We start from the raw sequence: 18,499 nt of genomic DNA, 5'->3' as shown, positions 1-18,499 counted from the left end.
CTCAGGCTCCTCTACGTTGAATGGCAAAGCTGCGGGCATACCCTTCCGGGTCGCTTCCGTTCCACACCGTTCCGTCCATCAGTGTGCTGCTGCGTAACAGGCTGGAAGGCGGCGTAATGCCGCCGACCGCCTGTGCCGCGTCTTTCCAGATATCCGTGCGATTAATGCGTTGCGCGATGGCCCGATAATCGGGCTCCGTTTTGAGGAGTCCCCAGCGGCGAAATTGGGTTAAGAACCACATCCCGTCTGAGATCCACGGGAAGGTCACTTCGCCCTCGGCGTAAAAACGCATCGGATGCGCATCCTGCCAGCGACGACCGATGCCGTTATCGTATTCACCCAGCATGCGGCCTGTGAGGTACTGTTCCTTGGTGTTCAGCCAGCCGCGACGCGAGAGGATCTGCGCGGTTTCACGTTTGTTTTCCGCTGACGCTTCAATCCAGCGGGCGGCGTCAATGAGCGCCGCGACCAACGCGCGACTGGTATTGGGGTTTTGCTCCACCCACTCGCGACGCGTGCCGAGCACTTTCTCCGGGTGCTCCGGCCAGATATCCTGCGTGGTGGCCGCCGTGAAGCCGATACGGTCATTAATCGCCCGCGCATTCCACGGCTCGCCGACACAAAAGCCCACCATGTTGCCAATACGCATGTTCATCACCATCTGCGGCGGCGGGACCACTACGGTGCGCACATCGTCAAAGGGATGAATACCGCCGCTCGCCAGCCAGTAATAGAGCCACATGGCGTGGGTGCCGGTCGGGAAGGTGTGGGCGAAGGTATAAGCGCCCGGCGCGCTCTGACCGATCAGCTTTTTCAGCGCAGGAAGATCAGTCCCCCCTTTCTCCTGCAACTCAGCAGAAAGCGTAATGGCCTGCCCGTTGCGGTTGAGGGTCATCAGGTTTGCCATCGCCTGCGGCTTACTGGCGATTCCCAGTTCCAGCCCGTAAAGCAGCCCATAAAGCACATGCGCCGCATCCAGCTCGCCATTGACCAGTTTGTCGCGTACTGCCGCCCAGCTCGCTTCTTTGCTGGGAACCAGCGTAATACCGTACTTTTTGTCAAAGCCTTTCAGCGAGGCAATTGCCAGCGGAGCGCAATCGGTTAGCGGGATAAATCCCACTCTTACCGTCTCCTGTTCAGGTTTGTCCGAGCCCGCCGCCCACGCCGAATGCATCAAACCCGGCAGCAACATCGCGCCCCCCAATGCCGCCCCGGCCTGCAATAAACGCCGTCGAGAGAGTGAAAATGCATCGCCCATAGCTGCTCCCACATGTAAAAAAAAAGCGCCCGGCAGTGCTTACGCACTGCGGGACGCCGTTATCCTGATGGTTTGAGGCCGCCGTTGGCCCGCTACCGATGATTTACAGGTGATAATGCAATTCAGATGCCAGGTCGTAAATGACCGTGAAATCGGCCTGACGTGACTGAGCGACTGCCTTCAATGCACTTTCAGCAGGCACGCTCTGCTCGCGAAGAGTGCAATCAGGCAGAAAGATCGCGCTGCCAGAGTGCACTGACCGTTAACAGCGCGCGTGCCACTTCCACCATGCGCTGATTTTTATCCATCGCCATTTTGCGCAGACAGTGCCATGCCTGCTCTTCATTCATTTGCTGATGCGCCATCAACACGCTTTTCGCTTTATCGATCACTTTGCGCTCTTCAAGCATCTCTTTTAACGACGCCAGTTGCCCGGTGAGCTGTTCCAGCTCTCGCGCCTGCTGGCGTACCAACGGTAGCAGTTGCCGGTCCAGGGGGAACAGCAGGTTATCGCTGGCAGGATCGTCGAACGGCGCTGTGTGTTGCGTCTGCGCATCATCGTCGCGCAGCAGTTCCACGACCTCTGCAATCAGATCGCTTATCAGCGATTCCTCGAGGCTGCGCAGTTGCTCCAGACGCTGAGTTTGTAGGCTAAACCAGCGCAGCGCCGCCTCGCCGCCGTCCGGGGCAGGTTGGCGCGTGCAGGCAATGCGACGTAACTGTTCAATCGCGATTCCCGCCTGCCCGTGTTCATTGAACAACGTTCTCAATGTCTGGCTTGCCAGGCTTAAAAACCCTTCAAAGCAGGGCTGCTGACCATCAATTCTGTCTACCAACTGCTGGCGAAGATCGTCGCTAAACTGCCCGAGCGTAAAGCCCAGCGCCCCCAGCGCACGTTCCTGCCCCACCAGCTCTTTGCCTTGCATAAAGCTGTAAAGTGCCACGAGTCGCCCGACCAGCGCAGGGTTGTCGATGGTGTCATTAAGTTGGGGAATAATACTCAGCAGATGACGTATCACCCGACTATAACGAGCAGTAGCGGTCCCGGCATCCACACGTTGGGTATTAATGGCATGGCGCAAATCGGGCAACTGCTCCAGAGACCAGACGGCGCTGGCGATGCGCTGGCACAGCCCGGATGCGGCAGGTACCGCCTGCGGGTCAAGCAGTTGCAAGAATTCGCGCACCCGCTCATCCACCAATGCCGCACTCGCCCGGCGTTCAGGTTCATATAAACGTCCACCCGAGCATAACCAGATGTTGGAAGCGCCGCGTTCGCACTGTAACATGTGTACCAGATGGCTCAACTGGCTTACCAGTTGGCCCTGCTGCGCCAGCTGTTGAAGCTTACCTTTCTGAACCTGGCGCGCATAACGAAACCACTCGATTGCGCCGGGTGTCGTGTCAGCACGATTGATCATGCTCCCTCCCGGTAACGTCTCTTTTATTAACCAAAGCAATAAACGTGCCTTTTTGAAGGAGTAGAGATGCAACATATTGTGATCGTCGCTAACGGTGCCGCCTACGGCAGTGAATCCCTGTTCAACAGCCTGCGCCTTGCCATTGCCCTGCGCGAACAGCAGGGTGACCTCGACCTGAAACTGTTTTTAATGTCTGATGCGGTCACCGCCGGGTTACGTGGGCAAAAACCCGCGGAAGGCTACAATATTCAGCAGATGCTGGAGATCCTCACCGCGCAAAACGTCCCCGTAAAACTGTGTAAAACCTGCACCGATGGCCGGGGCATTACCGCGCTGCCGCTGATTGATGGGGTGGAAATTGGTACGCTGGTCGAACTGGCCCAATGGACGCTGGCCGCTGACAAGGTGTTGACGTTTTAAGGGTTCATTTAGTCGACTTTACTGAAATTACCGGCGATTGCCGCAGATTATTCCCGGCTGGCGCGCGTTATCTGGTCAATCACGCGCCAGGCTGAATGGTTTCAGGAGAATTCTCACTTTTGTTGAATCGTTCTCAGATTTGTTGATCGAAATCATCATCTTCCCCCTCCCTATTTGGTGTTATCAATGAGTGATTTGTGAACAACATCACATGCAGGATATCCGTCGCAGGGAGTGCATTCACAGAAAGATTCGGGGTTGAGATGGCGATGGTTAAGGCAAGTTTGACGTTATTTGGTGGGGATACGGTCGTGGTACGTTGCTCAGAGCGCTGCCATATTCATTTAATGAGCGCCAAAAGCAGCAACAGCGATATTCTGAGCGTACAAAACAGAGAGAGCGCCTATCTTACGGTGCCTTACAGCGGTACCTGGAATGTGTTGATTGACAGCCACAGCCAGTCGCTTGAACACTCAATCAGCTATGTTGCAGCCTGATTAAGCGCCCGGAAGCCGAAAACTTCCGGGCGTTTTTTATGCCAGCCCCGGTTGTGGGTGGATCCCCAGCAAACCGCGAACGTATTTAATCAATTCATTCAGCCCTTCATCAGGCATCCCGAGTTTCTGTAACTCTTCATCCAGCGAGAAAAGATACTGCGCATTGGTGCCCAGCGGGCCGCTCGCTGCCGCAATTAACGGGGCTATCACCTGTACGCTGGTGTCTGCTTCGTACTGCGGGTGGCGCGGATCCATAATAAAGACCAGCGCGTTAACCGTGCGCCCGTCGTCAAGTTCCAGCTTGCACCAGGTGGGCAAATAGCAGCCGGTGATCATCTCGCGTTTCCACAGCAGCGAAAGCTCATCTTCAACCGTCGCCCGTGGCAACTGGTAAGCGATGCCGGTGGTGCGCCCACCCTCTTTCAGCGCCAGCATGCGGCCTGGCTGGCAGGCCGTCCCGCGACCGGCGGTCAGGCGCAAACAAAATGCCCGGTGCCAGCCGACAAGCGTACCGGTGCAGGAGTCGGTAAATTCCAGCGCCGGATTCCACATCAGGGAGCCGTAGCCGAAAATCCACACCGGCCCGTCATCTGGCCGACACGCCAGCGTAGCGGCCAGGGATGCCGCGCGTTGCTCTGGAGACCAGAGCAGCGATTCCTCAATAGCGCCAAACGCTGTTGTACAATCCGCCTTCATTAAGAAATCACGTGTAATCACTCTCAACCTCCGCCACTACATCACGTCCGTGCGTATTATTCAGACCTCTGGTTTTGGCTAATAGCGAACCAGGCAAATTCTCATTTGCATTTGCCTTTCCCTGAGTTTTTATTGCTTAAATATTATCCAGCTTTATTAAACAATATGCAATTGCGCATCTGACGGCAAGAGTATTAAACCGTGACAAAGGGCTATAGGATAATCGTGCTATTGGCCTATTTCTTTTTATGCCATTTGTCATCGTCCCCTTTTTCATACTCATGCTTCACTGCGGCCCAGGCCACGCGATGCGCGGTCTCCTCGCGGGTGGCATCGTCCCGACGGTCTGATTTATCTTTGTATTGTTGCCACGCGCTGTTAAACGCTTCTTTGTAGATCTCCTGTGCGTGAGCTGGCAAAACATGTTGCACGCTATCGGGTAAATCAGATTTGCTGTTATAGGGCATAAGTCCTCCTGTTAGTGGCTTCAGGATAAGTATGACTCACTGCGCCGCAGATGAAATTGAATTCAGATTATTACTCACCATAACAACATATGGCATTGTTAATTAAAGACTTAATTTACATAACCATCATTTTCAACAACTCTAAACAAAAGTTATCAATCAGGGTAAATTTTAGTAAAAAAGCGTTATATATAAGACACGATCTGTTAATTTATAGACTTACGCTGTGACGATTAGAAATATTCTAAGTATATAATTATAAACACCTGCACTAACGGAGATGGACATGACGCATGTACAAGAGGCGGTAAAAACCCGCCATAAGGAGACTTCTCTCATTTTCCCGGTTATTGCGCTGGCAATATTGTTCTTCTGGGGAAGTAGTCAATCATTGCCAGTCGTTGTCGGGATTAATATCCTCGCGCTTATCGGTATTCTCAGCAGCGCATTCAGCGTTGTTCGCCACGCCGACGTGCTGGCGCACCGCCTCGGCGAACCCTACGGTTCGCTTATCTTAAGTCTTTCCGTGGTTATTCTGGAAGTGAGCCTGATTTCCGCACTGATGGCGACGGGCGATGCAGCCCCAACGCTGATGCGCGACACGCTCTACTCCATCATTATGATTGTGACCGGCGGCCTGGTGGGCTTCTCACTCTTGCTGGGCGGGCGCAAATTTGCGACGCAGTACGTCAATCTGTTCGGCATCAAACAGTATCTGATTGCCCTCTTCCCGCTGGCGATTATCGTACTGGTATTCCCGATGGCGCTGCCTGAAGCGAACTTCACTATCGGTCAATCTCTGCTGGTGGCGCTGATTTCTGCCGCAATGTACGGCGTATTCCTGCTGATTCAGACCAAAACGCACCAGAGCCTGTTTGTTTACGAACATGAAGACGATGGCGACGACGATGACCCGCATCACGGTAAACCGTCCGCCCACAGCAACGCCTGGCACGCCGCCTGGCTGATTGTGCATCTGATTGCCGTCATTGCCGTCACCAAGATGAACGCTAACCCGCTGGAGACGCTGCTCACCACCCTGAATGCACCTGTCGCATTCACCGGTTTCCTGGTGGCGCTGTTAATTCTGTCGCCTGAAGGCCTGGGAGCACTGAAAGCTGTACTGAATAATCAGGTGCAGCGAGCGATGAACCTGTTCTTTGGTTCCGTGCTGGCCACCATTTCACTGACCGTTCCGGTCGTGACGCTGATTGCCTGGATGACCGGTAATGAGCTGATGTTTGGTCTCGGCGCGCCGGAAATGATTGTGATGGTTGCGTCATTAGTACTGTGCCAGATCTCGTTCTCCACCGGACGCACCAATGTGCTGAACGGAGCCGCGCATCTGGCGCTGTTTGCCGCCTATCTGATGACCATATTCGCCTGATAATCGTGTCGGCAGCCGTAATTGTGAGCATCAGCGAGAATGCGACCGAAACGGCTGCAATAGATAACGAAAGGTCGGAAGATGTCACGCAGCGTACATATTTCGCCAGTGAAGTGCACAAAGCAGACGACGTAGAATCCGCACCAAGCCGGAGTCTTCCGGTGAGGCGCAATGTTGCGGGGGCTTGATCCCCGGCGGCGTTGGTTGCTGGAAAGAGAAAACCCCCGCACGTTGTAAGGCGTAAACCTGACAACATTACGGGGGCCATTCTTGAACCACAACAATTCAAGAATAGCCGCGAAACGTTGTCATGACAATAGGCGGCTATATGACGCTTGTGCAGTTTAGCGTGATGCTCTGGCACGACCTGGCAGCGCCAATTCTTGCGGGTATTATCACCGCAGCGATTGTCGGCTGGTGGTGTAACAGGAAGTAACGTGAAGGCGGGCGTCAGGCTGTCGTGATGACAACATGCGCCCGAAACAGGCCGCAGGGGTAACAGCCTGCGGCCTTTTTTGTGCCTGGAATTCGGCACCCGATAAGCATAGGTATAACCGTCTGAGTACAATGAAAATTGCGAGCACGTATGAAAAAAGGATGAAGCGAATGCAATAAACGATGAAAGACGGGAAAGCATCCCGCATCACCCGCATTCTGTGAATGAAATGAATAAGGCCGAAAACGTAGAATCCGCACCAAGCCGGAATCTTCCGGTGAGGCGCAATGTTGCGGGGGCTTGATCCCCGGCGGCGTTGGTTGCTGGAAAGAGAAAACCCCCGCACGTTGTAAGGCATAAACCTGACAACATAACGGGGGCTACCTTGAACCTAAGCAATTCAAGAATAGCCGCGAAACGTTGTCATGACAATAGGCGGCTATATGACGCTCGTGCAGTTTAGCGTGATGTTCTGGCACGACCTGGCAGCCCCAATCCTTGCGGGTATTATCACCGCAGCGATTGTCGGCTGGTGGCGTAACAGGAAGTAACGTGAAGGCGGGCGTCTGGCTGTCGTGATGACAACATGCGCCCGAAACAGGCCGCAGGGGTAAGAGCCTGCGGCCTATTTTGGACTCTCCAGAAACAAAAAAGCCTTACCGCACAACGGTAAGGCTTCGATAAAAAGGCAGTTCAGCGTGATTACTTGCTGGTATCCAGCTCGTCGAACCCTTTCACCAGGTCGTCGATCGCTTTCATCTGCTTCAGGAAAGGTTCCAGTTTATCCAGCGGCAGCGCGGACGGGCCGTCGCAGCGAGCGTGGTCCGGATCCGGATGCGCTTCGATAAACAGACCGGCGATACCGACCGCCATACCGGCGCGCGCCAGTTCAGCAACCTGCGCACGGCGACCGCCAGAGGCTGCGCCAAACGGGTCGCGGCACTGCAGCGCATGGGTAACGTCGAAAATAACCGGAGAGTTATTGGACGCTTTTTTCATCACGCCAAAGCCCAGCATATCGACGACCAGGTTGTCGTAACCGAAGTTCGCGCCGCGATCGCAGAGGATCACTTTGTCGTTACCGCCTTCGATGAACTTATCGACGATGTTGCCCATCTGGCCAGGGCTTACGAACTGCGGTTTTTTGACGTTGATGACCGCACCCGTTTTCGCCATCGCTTCCACCAGATCGGTCTGGCGAGCGAGGAATGCAGGCAGCTGAATCACATCCACCACGTCGGCAACCGGCTGCGCCTGGCTGGCTTCGTGCACGTCGGTAATGATTTTTACGCCGAAGGTCTGTTTCAGTTCCTGGAAGATTTTCATCCCCTCTTCCAGGCCCGGGCCACGGTAAGAGTGAATGGAGGAACGGTTAGCTTTATCAAACGACGCTTTGAAGACGTAAGGGATACCCAGTTTCTGGGTAACGGTAACGTAGTGTTCACAGATGCGCATTGCCAGGTCGCGCGATTCCAGCACGTTCATGCCGCCAAACAGCACGAACGGCAGGTCGTTTGCTACGTTGATATCACCAATACTGACCACTTTCTGTTTCATAAGATCGCCTTATTAGGGTAAATACTCCAGTTATCTCGGGATGCGTCCAGGCAGTCCTGCCAATAATGACGTCACATAATTGCCCGCGAGTATAACCGGAATCCCTGGATTTTAGTGAAGGGTAATTTGTTTCTGCGCGATAGTGTTTATCTGCGCGCGAATCATCTCGCTAATCGGATCTTCCGGGCACTGTTCGACAAAATAACTCAGGTCATTCAATGCAATATGCTCGCATTCAAGCTGAGCATAGATAAGCCCGCGATCGCGAATTTCATACGGATCTTCCGGGTTAAACTGTAACAGCGCTTCACTGGTACGCAGCGCCAGTTCCATCTGCTGTTCTTCCATTAATGCCGATTTCAGGGTATCGAGCAGTTTGCGGATCACTTCTGCGTTATCCGCTTCGTCGAGATCTTCATTAAACAGCTCCGCCATCGGGCTGATATTGCCTTTCAGCCACACTTCCAGCGTGTGTTCATCCAGCGTATCGCCATTAAACGGATTGATAAGCCACAACTCTTCGTTGTCGACATCCGCACGCAACAGCAACTGCGTCGGGAAAATCACCGGCACCACGGGAATCGAAAGACGTTCGGCGAGCCAAAGCATAATCGCGCCAAGCGACACGGCGCTGCCCTGGCGATTTTTCAGTACCTGATCCAGCCATAGCGCGTCCGAAAGACGGTAAACGCCTTTTGAATCGCTGAAATGCCATTCGTGGTAGAAGAGTTCAATCAGGCGTTCCATCTGCCGGGTCAGCGTCCAGGAGGGGCTGATCTCCTCCTGCGCCAGCGCCAGCAGGCACTCCAGTTGTTCATTTACGCGCTGTGTCGGGAAATCATCACGGATTAACTCTGACACCAGGACCATGCCTTCGCACAGCGGCGCTTTATTAAATTCAAAATCAGCCAATGACTTCATACCTTACCCCAACAACGGAACTTTAGTGATGGCGAGTTTAACGATGATGCACAACACCACCAGCCCCAGTAGAAAGGCAATAAAGCCTCGCTGCTGACTGCGCGGACAGCGACGTCCGAGCGCAACAAAACCCAAAACGATGTAGATGATAACGCCAAACAGTTTCTCCGTCAGCCACGTACCTTGTGGGGTGAATGGATAAACATGAGCGATTACCATCAGCGTGATACCGCTAAGCAGCAGCACGCTATCTATAGTGTGCGGTAATACACGCACCCAACGCAATTTCAGACGTGAATCATTATTCCACGTCCACCAGTAGCGTAGCGCAAAAAGGGAGACCGAAAAAATAGCACTGGCAACGTGTACCGGCAGAATGACGCTAAACAGGCTCATTGTGCAGCTCCCGGCCAGATAGCGAGCGTCAGACGATCGTTGCCGCCGTAATCTTTGCAGGTTTGCGCCTGAACATAGCCCGCGCCGGTAAACAGCTGACGAACCGCGTCCCCCTGCGTCCAGCCGTGTTCCAGCAGCATGACGCCGCCCGGCAACAACGCCTGTCGGCCTTCACGGATAATATGCGCGAGATCGGCAAGCCCTTCATCGGCAGCAACCAGCGCCGTTTTTGGCTCGAAGCGGACGTCACCCAGAGAGAGATGCGGATCCTGTTCATCAATATAAGGAGGATTACTGACGATCATCGCGAACTTCCGTCCGGCCAGCGCGCTGAACCAATCACTTTGCAAAAGGGTAACGTTGTCTATGCCCAGCGTTTGCGCGTTCTGCTGCGCCAGCGCGACGGCATCCGCGATAAAATCGACAGCCGTCACGCGGCAATCCGGTCTTTCGCTGGCGATGGCCAGGGCTATCGCGCCGGTACCGGTGCCTAAATCGAGGATCTCGCAGGGTTGTGCGGACAAGCGTGCTAATGCCTGTTCGACCAGACATTCGGTGTCCGGGCGAGGGATCAGGGTGACGGGAGACACCGTCAGCGGCAGCGACCAGAATTCGCGCATGCCCACTAGATGCGCTATCGGTTCACCGCGCTCGCGGCGCGTCAGCAGCGTATCAAGGGGCGCCAGTTCGGCGGGCGTTAATACCGTTTCGTCAAACGCCATGATAAACGTTCGCGTTTTGCCGATGACGTGCCCGAGCAGGATCTCGGCATCACGGCGCGGGCTTTCGCTCTCCCGCAGCCGTTCAATTGCCTGTTTCAGCCACTGTTGGTAAGTCATCATTCCTGGTCAGACAGTGCCGCGAGCTGGTCGGCCTGATATTCCTGAACGATAGGTTCGATCAGCATATCCAGCTTACCTTCCATCACTTCATCCAGACGGTAGAGCGTCAGGTTGATGCGGTGATCGGTCACGCGCCCCTGGGGGAAGTTATAGGTACGGTTACGGTCGCTACGATCGCCCGTACCCAGCAGGTTGCGACGCGTGGACGCTTCCACCTGCTGGCGTTTGGCCATTTCAGCGGCACGAATACGCGAACCCAGCACGGACAGCGCTTTGGCTTTGTTTTTGTGCTGCGAACGTTCGTCCTGACACTCCACCACAATACCGGTTGGCAAGTGGGTAATACGGATTGCCGAGTCGGTGGTGTTAACGTGCTGACCGCCCGCGCCTGAGGAACGGAAAGTATCGATACGCAACTCTGACGGGTTGATATCGGGCAGCTCGGCTTCCGGTAGCTCCGGCATCACCGCAACGGTACACGCCGAAGTATGGATACGCCCCTGCGATTCCGTTGCCGGAACGCGCTGCACGCGGTGCCCGCCGGATTCAAATTTCAGACGGCCATACACGCCTTCACCGCTGATTTTGGCGATCACTTCTTTGAACCCGCCATGCTCGCCTTCGTTGGCGCTCATGATTTCCACACGCCAGCGGCGCGCTTCTGCATAGCGGCTGTACATCCGGAAGAGATCACCCGCAAACAGCGCAGCTTCGTCGCCGCCAGTACCGGCGCGTACTTCAACATAGGCGTTACGCTCGTCATCCGGGTCGCGCGGCAACAACAGAACCTGAAGCTGTTGTTCCAGCTCTTCTTCCCGCGCTTTGGCGTCCTGTAATTCTTCCTGCGCCATTTCGCGCATTTCCGGGTCGTCCAGCATCATCTGGGCAGTTTCGATATCGTCCTGAACCTGACGCCAGTCAGTGTAACAGCGTGAAACGTCGCTCAGCTGCGCGTACTCGCGCGACAGCGCCCGGAATCGCTCCTGATCGGCGATGGTCTCCGCATCGCCCAGCAGCGCCTGAACTTCTTCATGGCGCTCATACAGAGCTTCCAGTTTGGCAACAATAGAAGGCTTCATTGGCGTAAATGCACCTTGTAATAGAAAGAGTTGTGCTACTCCAGCCCGAGGCTGTTGCGCAGAATATGCAGGCGTTCGTCATCCCCGTCACGGGCGGCCTGCTGAAGAGATTTGGTTGGGGCGTGGATCAGGCGGTTGGTCAGCTTACGCGACAGGTCCTGCAAAATTGCCTGGGCGTCGCCGCCCTGCTCCAGCGCGGCAAGCGCTTTTGCGGTGAGCTCTTCACGCGCCATTTCGGCCTGTGAACGGTATTCGCGAATGACATCGCTGGCGCTTTGCGCGCGCAGCCAGGCCATGAATTCGCTGGTTTCCTGCTCAACAATGGTTTCAGCCTGCACCGCAGCGGCTTTGCGCTGGGCAAGGTTGTGCTGAATGATGTTTTGCAAATCATCCACGCTGTACAGATAGGCGTTCGCCAGTTTGCCCACTTCGGGCTCGACGTCACGCGGTACGGCGATATCCACCAGCAGCATCGGCTGATTACGGCGGGCTTTTAACGCGCGTTCGACCATCCCTTTACCGATAATCGGCAGCGGGCTGGCGGTAGAACTGATGATGATATCCGCTTCTTTTAAGCGCTCATCCACATCGCTTAAGGCAATCACTTCCGCACCCACTTCCTGCGCCAGCACCTGCGCACGTTCGCGGGTACGGTTGGCAATCAGCATTTTCTTGACGTGATGCTCACGCAGATGACGCGCCACCAGTTCAATGGTTTCGCCTGCGCCGACCAGCAGCACGGTAACGGTGGAAAGTGATTCGAAAATTTGTCGCGCCAGCGTACAGGCCGCAAACGCCACAGACACCGCGCTGGCGCCGATATCGGTTTCGGTGCGCACACGTTTGGCGACCGAGAACGATTTCTGGAACATGCGCTCCAGTTCGCTGGCATGCAGATGCCCCTGCGCGGAATCCGCGAAGGCTTTCTTAACCTGTCCGAGAATTTGCGGCTCGCCCAGCACCAGCGAATCGAGGCCGCTGGCCACGCGCATAAGGTGGCTGACAGCATCGTTATCCTGATGCCAGTACAGGCTTTCACGCAGCTCGGTTTCGTTCAACTGATGGTAGTCGCATAACCAGCGCACGATGGCGTCGTGAAGGTTGTCCTGTTCTTCCACACTCAGGTATAGCTCGGTGCGGTTACAGGTCGACAACACCACGCCCCCCTGCACCATTGGCTGAGCCAGCAGGCTCTGCAGCGCCTGGTCAAGCGTATCCGGCGAAAACGAAACGCGTTCTCGCAGCGCTACCGGGGCTGTTTTGTGGTTGATGCCAAGAGCTAAAAGGGTCATGTTGCGGGAGTAGTACCAGCGTTGATAAGGTTAGTCTGAGCGCATCATACAGGATGCGCGAGATCAATAAAAGAGACGCTCCCCTTTTGGGGTAGTGCCGTCGCTCACCTTGTGTACAAACGGATAGCCAAGATAATTTAATGATTTAAGACAACTTGAGCGTAGACGCTGCTTCGCCGCGACGCTAGCATTAAGGGTTATAACTGCTACCTATCGCAAGGATTGTCATTATCATGACCCTGTCTGACTTTCGCCTGATTCGTCTGCTGCCGCTGGCAAGCCTCGTTCTAACCGCCTGTGTGACCACGCCACCGCAAGGGCCGGGGAAAAGCCCGGACTCGCCACAGTGGCGTGAGCATCAGCAGGAAATCCGCAAGCTGAACCAGTATCAAACCCGCGGCGCATTCGCATATCTCTCTGATGAACAAAAAGTTTATGCACGCTTCTTCTGGCAGCAGACCGGTCAGGATCATTACCGACTGCTGCTGACTAACCCGCTGGGCAGTACCGAACTGTCGCTCACCGCGCAGCCAGGCTCGGCGCAGTTAGTCGATAATCAGGGTAAAACCTACACCGACGTGGACGGCGAAGAGATGATTGGCAAGCTCACCGGTATGCCGATTCCGCTTAACAGCCTGCGTCAGTGGATTTTAGGCCTGCCAGGCGACGCGACCGATTACAAACTCGACGATCAATACCGTCTGCGCGAAGTGAATTACACGCAAAACGGCAAAACCTGGAAAGTGGTGTACGGCGGCTATAACGACCAGAAACCGGCGCTACCTGCGAATATGGAACTGACCGAAGGTTCCCAGCGTATCAAGCTGAAAATGGATAACTGGATCGTGAAATGATGACCCGTTGGCCCTCTCCCGCAAAGCTGAACCTGTTCTTATATATCACCGGGCAACGTGCCGACGGTTATCATGAGTTGCAGACGTTGTTTCAGTTTCTCGACTACGGCGATACCTTAACCATCGAACCGCGTCAGGATGGGCAACTACGCCTGCTAACGCCGCTTAAGGGCGTGCCGGACGAAGAGAATTTGATCGTACGTGCTGCGCGTCTGCTGATGAAAACCGCGGCGCAAACGCACCGTCTGGCAGAAGGCAGCGGTGCCGATATCAGTATCGAAAAGCGGCTGCCGATGGGCGGTGGTCTCGGCGGTGGTTCTTCTAACGCCGCCACGGTGCTGGTGGCGTTGAATCATCTCTGGCAGTGTGGTTTATCGGAAGATGAGCTGGCCGCGATTGGCTTAACGCTGGGCGCCGATGTGCCGGTCTTCGTTCGCGGCCACGCCGCCTTTGCCGAAGGTGTTGGCGAGCAGCTCACGCCGATTGATGTAGCTGAAAAATGGTACCTGGTTGTTCATCCTGGCGTTAGCATTCCCACGCCGATGATTTTTAACGATCCAGAATTGCCCCGGAATACGCCAAAAAGGTCAATAGACACGTTATTAAAATGTGAATTTGGCAATGATTGCGAGGTTATCGCAAGAAAACGTTTTCGCGAGGTTGATGAGGTGCTTTCCTGGCTGTTAGAATACGCGCCGTCGCGCCTGACTGGAACAGGGGCCTGTGTTTTTGCTGAATTTGACACAGAACTCGCTGCTCGTCAGGTGCTGGAGCAAGCCCCGGAATGGTTTAATGGCTTTGTGGCTAAGGGTGTCAACCTTTCTCCACTCCATCAATCCATGCTTTAGCCGGGCAAGCTGAGTTTCGGTGACAACGTCACCCTGTTCCAGACGTTGCATCGCGCTCTTTAATACACCGCCTGGGAAGAATATAGCCTGGCCCGCACAGTTTTTGGCTGATTCTTTCCACCAATGGACGCATGCCTGAGGTTCTTCTCGTGCCTGATATGAAGCTTTTTGCTGGTAACGCCACCCCGGAACTAGCACAACGTATTGCCAACCGCCTGTACACTTCTCTTGGCGACGCCGCTGTCGGTCGTTTTAGCGATGGTGAAGTCAGCGTACAAATTAACGAAAATGTACGCGGTGGTGATATTTTCATCATCCAGTCCACTTGTGCTCCCACCAACGACAACCTGATGGAATTGGTTGTTATGGTTGATGCTCTGCGTCGTGCTTCCGCAGGCCGTATCACAGCCGTTATCCCTTACTTTGGCTATGCCCGTCAGGACCGCCGCGTGCGTTCCGCGCGTGTACCAATCACGGCAAAAGTTGTCGCTGACTTCCTGTCCAGCGTCGGCGTTGACCGCGTACTGACCGTTGACCTGCATGCTGAACAGATTCAGGGCTTCTTCGACGTACCGGTAGATAACGTATTCGGTAGCCCAATCCTGCTCGAAGATATGCTGCAACTGAATCTGGACAACCCGATTGTGGTTTCCCCGGATATCGGCGGCGTTGTTCGTGCTCGTGCCATCGCAAAACTGCTTAACGATACCGACATGGCTATCATCGACAAACGTCGCCCGCGTGCGAACGTTTCTCAGGTGATGCACATCATCGGTGACGTTGCTGGCCGTGACTGCGTTCTGGTTGACGACATGATCGATACCGGCGGCACTCTGTGCAAAGCAGCTGAAGCCCTGAAAGAACGTGGTGCAAAACGCGTATTCGCTTACGCAACCCACCCGATCTTCTCTGGCAATGCGGTAAACAACCTGCGCAACTCAGTTATCGACGAAGTCGTCGTCTGCGATACCATCCCGCTGTCGGATGAAATCAAAGCGCTGCCTAACGTTCGTACACTGACGCTGTCCGGGATGTTGGCCGAAGCGATTCGTCGTATCAGCAACGAAGAATCCATTTCTGCCATGTTCGAGCATTAATCGGACCTGGTTAAAAAACCCGCTGCGGCGGGTTTTTTTGTCTATAGTAACTATTTGTATGACCTATGCCTCCTTCACCTGCCATTCACATGACAGATGATGCGCTCACGGATGAAACATTATTGTGAATAAAATCTTCTCCTCACAGGTGATGCCTTTCCGCGCTCTCATCGATGCGTGCTGGAAAGAGAAGTACACCGTATCCCGCTTTACTCGAGATGTTATCGCCGGGATCACTGTCGGTATTATTGCTATCCCGCTGGCGATGGCGCTGGCGATCGGCAGCGGCGTCGCTCCGCAGTATGGTCTGTATACGTCTGCCGTTGCGGGGATTGTTATTGCCCTGACCGGAGGCTCACGCTTTAGCGTCTCCGGGCCGACGGCCGCCTTTGTCGTCATTCTTTACCCTGTATCACAACAGTTTGGCCTTGCCGGGTTGCTGGTCGCCACGTTGATGTCCGGGGTATTTTTGATTCTTTTTGGCCTTGCGCGTTTTGGCCGCTTAATTGAATACATTCCCCTCTCCGTCACGCTGGGCTTTACCTCCGGTATTGGTATCACCATCGGGACGATGCAGATTAAAGACTTCCTTGGCCTGCAACTGACGCACGTGCCGGAACATTATCTGCAAAAAGTCGGGGCGCTGGTGATGGCGCTGCCGACCATCAATATGGGCGATGCTGCGATTGGTATCGTCACCCTCGGCACGCTTATTTTCTGGCCTCGCCTCGGTATTCGCCTGCCGGGCCACCTGCCCGCGCTGATTGCAGGCTGCGTGGTGATGTTTATCGTCAATATGCTGGGCGGTCACGTCGCCACCATTGGTTCCCAGTTCCACTACGTGCTGGCGGATGGCTCTCAGGGCAACGGTATCCCGCAGCTGCTGCCACAACTGGTGTTACCGTGGGATATGCCAGGTTCCGACTTCACGCTGAGCTGGGCATCGGTGCGCGCCCTGCTACCCGCCGCGTTCTCGATGGCAATGCTGGGGGCGATTGAGTCGCTGCTCTGCGCCGTGGTGCTGGACGGCATGACCGGCACCAAACACAAAGCCAACAGTGAGCTGATTGGTCAGGGGCTGGGGAATATTGCCGCGCCGTTCTTTGGCGGCATCACCGCGACCGCTGCCATCGCCCGTTCCGCCGCCAACGTGCGTGCCGGGGCGACCTCACCGGTTTCTGCGGTGATCCACGCGATCCTGGTTATTCTGGCGCTGCTAATCCTCGCGCCGCTGCTCTCCTGGCTGCCGCTTTCGGCGATGGCCGCCCTGCTGCTGATGGTGGCATGGAACATGAGTGAAGCGCATAAAGTGGTTAACCTGCTTCGCCGCGCGCCGAAAGATGACATCATCGTGATGCTCATCTGTATGTCGCTGACGGTGCTGTTCGACATGGTTATCGCTATCAGCGTGGGGATTGTGCTCGCATCGCTGCTGTTTATGCGCCGTATCGCGCAGATGACGCGCCTGTCGCCGGTCAATGTTAATGTACCGGATGACGTGCTGGTGCTGCGCGTGATTGGCCCGCTGTTCTTTGCCGCTGCCGAAAATTTGTTCACTGACCTTGAGTCACGTATCGAGGGCAAGCGTATCATCGTGCTGAAGTGGGATGCGGTGCCGGTGCTGGATGCAGGCGGGCTGGATGCGTTCCAGCGCTTTGTGCGTAAGCTACCGGAAGGATGCGAACTGCGGGTGTCGAACATGGAATTCCAGCCGCTGCGTACGATGGCACGCGCCGGAATCAAACCAATTCCTGGTCGCCTGACCTTCTTCCCGAATAAAGAAGCGGCGCTGGCCGATATCAAATAGCAAAATGGCTCCTTCGGGAGCCATTTTTTTCATCAGATATCAGTGACTGGTGCGTTTGTCGCGGCGACAACGTTTATCATAGTGGCGTACCCACCAGTATCTGTCGCAGACCTGTTCGTGTCCGCCGACACGCGCCCCGGCAAGCCAGAGGATTGCGCCGATAAAGATGCTTAACACCGCACCGTGCGCGAAAAACTGTGGCAAATTGAACTGTGGCAACTGGTTTAAAATAGAATAGCCGACACCGACCACCATTACGACCAGGCCCAGACCCATGAGCACATTACCGAGTAACGAAGCGTTTTTACGTTTCATATGTCACCTCCGAGCTTTTGGGCTTAAGGGAAATATCCCTTCTCCTTGTGTGTAAAGTATAGACACCACTTTTGGCAATTAGTGCGATGGCGATCGCAATTACGAACATTAACGCAACAAAACTTTACATTTAAGTTACTGAATTACATCAAGTCCGAATGGTCACCCGAATGAACTATTCGGTTTTTGCCCCTTTGGGCGCTTATTTTTGTCAAGCGCGCGATCACCACGTAAACTACGCGCCAGAAATACGACCTGTTCAGGAATAATAACGTGACGATTAAACTGATTGTCGGCCTGGCTAACCCCGGCGCAGAGTATGCTGCGACGCGCCATAACGCGGGTGCCTGGTATGTCGATTTGCTGGCGGAGCGCGCCCGTGCGCCGCTGAAAGAAGAAAGTAAATTTTTTGGCTACACCTCGCGCATTAATCTGGCGGGTGAGGATGTGCGCCTGTTGGTGCCAACCACTTTCATGAACCTGAGTGGTAAAGCGGTTGCCGCGCTGGCGACGTTCTATCGTATTAATCCGGATGAAATTCTGGTGGCGCACGATGAGCTCGACTTACCACCAGGTGTCGCAAAGTTTAAGCTTGGCGGTGGTCATGGCGGCCATAACGGGCTGAAAGACATCATCAGCAAACTGGGCAATAACCCCAATTTTCATCGCTTACGCATCGGAATCGGTCATCCGGGCGATAAAAACAAAGTTGTCGGTTTTGTTCTCGGCAAACCGCAGGCATCTGAACAGAAGCTGATCGACGATGCGGTAGACGAAGCGGTGCGCTGTACGGAGATCTGGCTGAAGGATGGCTTAACCAAAGCCACCAACCGTTTGCACGCCTTTAAGGCGCAATAACCGTTGAACTGCGGCATTTTTGCCGCATGCCGTGTATAATAGGCAGAGTTA

General features: G+C 54.8%; 21 protein-coding genes. 10 read left to right on the top strand and 11 right to left on the bottom strand.

Features of this window, described 5'->3' with window-relative positions:
* Position 1: 1 nt before the first annotated feature.
* Together ACWWFX_RS07700 and nasR are read right to left on the bottom strand one after the other, a co-directional pair.
* Complete coding sequence (locus tag ACWWFX_RS07700; RefSeq protein ID WP_473223529.1) at positions 2 to 1,258, bottom strand: CmpA/NrtA family ABC transporter substrate-binding protein; 1,257 nt, start codon at positions 1,256 to 1,258, stop codon at positions 2 to 4.
* Between the two features lie 224 nt (positions 1,259 to 1,482).
* The gene (gene nasR, locus ACWWFX_RS07695; protein ID WP_473223528.1) at positions 1,483 to 2,679 is read right to left on the bottom strand and encodes a nitrate regulatory protein NasR; all 1,197 of its coding nucleotides are present in this window, start codon (positions 2,677 to 2,679) and stop codon (positions 1,483 to 1,485) included.
* Positions 2,680 to 2,745: 66 nt separating this feature from the next.
* On the opposite strand from nasR, the gene ACWWFX_RS07690 reads away from it, so the two are divergent.
* On the top strand, positions 2,746 to 3,099 hold the full coding sequence (locus tag ACWWFX_RS07690) for a DsrE/DsrF/TusD sulfur relay family protein (protein WP_015964137.1): 354 nt from the start codon (positions 2,746 to 2,748) through the stop codon (positions 3,097 to 3,099).
* A 263-nt stretch (positions 3,100 to 3,362) separates the two neighbouring features.
* The gene (locus tag ACWWFX_RS07685; RefSeq protein ID WP_041686229.1) at positions 3,363 to 3,596 is read left to right on the top strand and encodes a DUF1883 domain-containing protein; all 234 of its coding nucleotides are present in this window, start codon (positions 3,363 to 3,365) and stop codon (positions 3,594 to 3,596) included.
* A gap of 36 nt (positions 3,597 to 3,632) precedes the next feature.
* Here ACWWFX_RS07685 and ACWWFX_RS07680 read toward each other — a convergent pair whose 3' ends face one another.
* Both ACWWFX_RS07680 and chaB read right to left on the bottom strand, forming a co-directional pair.
* A complete protein-coding gene (locus ACWWFX_RS07680; RefSeq protein ID WP_473223527.1) occupies positions 3,633 to 4,313 on the bottom strand; it encodes a gamma-glutamylcyclotransferase in 681 nt (226 codons plus the stop codon).
* Positions 4,314 to 4,528: 215 nt separating this feature from the next.
* Positions 4,529 to 4,759: a putative cation transport regulator ChaB gene (gene chaB, locus ACWWFX_RS07675; RefSeq protein WP_276219979.1), complete on the bottom strand. Its 231-nt coding sequence runs from the start codon at positions 4,757 to 4,759 to the stop codon at positions 4,529 to 4,531.
* 286 nt (positions 4,760 to 5,045) lie between these two features.
* On the opposite strand from chaB, the gene chaA reads away from it, so the two are divergent.
* The 3 genes from chaA to ACWWFX_RS07660 all read left to right on the top strand — a co-directional run bounded on the left by chaA (position 5,046) and on the right by ACWWFX_RS07660 (position 7,133).
* Positions 5,046 to 6,146, top strand: coding sequence for a sodium-potassium/proton antiporter ChaA (gene chaA, locus ACWWFX_RS07670; protein WP_015964133.1), 1,101 nt, complete (start codon positions 5,046 to 5,048; stop codon positions 6,144 to 6,146).
* A gap of 328 nt (positions 6,147 to 6,474) precedes the next feature.
* On the top strand, positions 6,475 to 6,582 hold the full coding sequence (locus ACWWFX_RS07665; protein ID WP_473223526.1) for a type I toxin-antitoxin system toxin Ldr family protein: 108 nt from the start codon (positions 6,475 to 6,477) through the stop codon (positions 6,580 to 6,582).
* Positions 6,583 to 7,025: 443 nt separating this feature from the next.
* Complete coding sequence (locus ACWWFX_RS07660; RefSeq protein ID WP_041686436.1) at positions 7,026 to 7,133, top strand: type I toxin-antitoxin system toxin Ldr family protein; 108 nt, start codon at positions 7,026 to 7,028, stop codon at positions 7,131 to 7,133.
* A gap of 151 nt (positions 7,134 to 7,284) precedes the next feature.
* Here ACWWFX_RS07660 and kdsA read toward each other — a convergent pair whose 3' ends face one another.
* The 6 genes from kdsA to hemA all read right to left on the bottom strand — a co-directional run bounded on the left by kdsA (position 7,285) and on the right by hemA (position 12,669).
* Entirely contained in the window at positions 7,285 to 8,139 is an 855-nt protein-coding gene (kdsA, locus tag ACWWFX_RS07655; protein WP_015964131.1) for a 3-deoxy-8-phosphooctulonate synthase, read from the bottom strand.
* A gap of 111 nt (positions 8,140 to 8,250) precedes the next feature.
* Positions 8,251 to 9,060 (bottom strand): invasion regulator SirB1, encoded by an 810-nt coding sequence (sirB1, locus tag ACWWFX_RS07650; RefSeq protein ID WP_015964130.1) that lies wholly within the window; start codon positions 9,058 to 9,060, stop codon positions 8,251 to 8,253.
* Positions 9,061 to 9,063: 3 nt separating this feature from the next.
* A complete protein-coding gene (locus ACWWFX_RS07645) occupies positions 9,064 to 9,456 on the bottom strand; it encodes a SirB2 family protein (protein ID WP_276219974.1) in 393 nt (130 codons plus the stop codon).
* A complete protein-coding gene (gene prmC / locus ACWWFX_RS07640; protein ID WP_473223548.1) occupies positions 9,453 to 10,295 on the bottom strand; it encodes a peptide chain release factor N(5)-glutamine methyltransferase in 843 nt (280 codons plus the stop codon). Before prmC ends, ACWWFX_RS07645 begins: the two co-directional genes overlap by 4 nt.
* Positions 10,295 to 11,377: a peptide chain release factor 1 gene (prfA, locus tag ACWWFX_RS07635; protein ID WP_473223525.1), complete on the bottom strand. Its 1,083-nt coding sequence runs from the start codon at positions 11,375 to 11,377 to the stop codon at positions 10,295 to 10,297. Before prfA ends, prmC begins: the two co-directional genes overlap by 1 nt.
* A gap of 35 nt (positions 11,378 to 11,412) precedes the next feature.
* Positions 11,413 to 12,669 (bottom strand): glutamyl-tRNA reductase, encoded by a 1,257-nt coding sequence (gene hemA / locus ACWWFX_RS07630; RefSeq protein WP_015964126.1) that lies wholly within the window; start codon positions 12,667 to 12,669, stop codon positions 11,413 to 11,415.
* Between the two features lie 233 nt (positions 12,670 to 12,902).
* On the opposite strand from hemA, the gene lolB reads away from it, so the two are divergent.
* From lolB to dauA, 4 genes are all read left to right on the top strand, one after another.
* Positions 12,903 to 13,523 (top strand): lipoprotein insertase outer membrane protein LolB, encoded by a 621-nt coding sequence (gene lolB / locus ACWWFX_RS07625; protein WP_015964125.1) that lies wholly within the window; start codon positions 12,903 to 12,905, stop codon positions 13,521 to 13,523.
* On the top strand, positions 13,520 to 14,371 hold the full coding sequence (gene ispE / locus ACWWFX_RS07620) for a 4-(cytidine 5'-diphospho)-2-C-methyl-D-erythritol kinase (RefSeq protein WP_473223524.1): 852 nt from the start codon (positions 13,520 to 13,522) through the stop codon (positions 14,369 to 14,371). The genes lolB and ispE overlap by 4 nt, the downstream gene beginning before the upstream one ends.
* A 149-nt stretch (positions 14,372 to 14,520) precedes the next feature.
* On the top strand, positions 14,521 to 15,468 hold the full coding sequence (gene prs, locus ACWWFX_RS07615; protein WP_003856663.1) for a ribose-phosphate diphosphokinase: 948 nt from the start codon (positions 14,521 to 14,523) through the stop codon (positions 15,466 to 15,468).
* Positions 15,469 to 15,592: 124 nt separating this feature from the next.
* Entirely contained in the window at positions 15,593 to 17,275 is a 1,683-nt protein-coding gene (gene dauA / locus ACWWFX_RS07610; protein WP_473223523.1) for a C4-dicarboxylic acid transporter DauA, read from the top strand.
* Between the two features lie 39 nt (positions 17,276 to 17,314).
* Here dauA and ychH read toward each other — a convergent pair whose 3' ends face one another.
* Positions 17,315 to 17,590, bottom strand: coding sequence for a stress-induced protein YchH (gene ychH, locus ACWWFX_RS07605; protein ID WP_015964122.1), 276 nt, complete (start codon positions 17,588 to 17,590; stop codon positions 17,315 to 17,317).
* 273 nt (positions 17,591 to 17,863) lie between these two features.
* On the opposite strand from ychH, the gene pth reads away from it, so the two are divergent.
* Entirely contained in the window at positions 17,864 to 18,448 is a 585-nt protein-coding gene (gene pth / locus ACWWFX_RS07600) for an aminoacyl-tRNA hydrolase (protein WP_473223522.1), read from the top strand.
* Positions 18,449 to 18,499: the final 51 nt, after the last annotated feature.

The sequence above is a fragment of the Pseudocitrobacter sp. 2023LY-00077 genome, from assembly GCF_055796175.1.
Note: the sequence above shows the minus strand (reverse complement) of the source record. Positions and strands in the feature narration are given on the sequence as shown.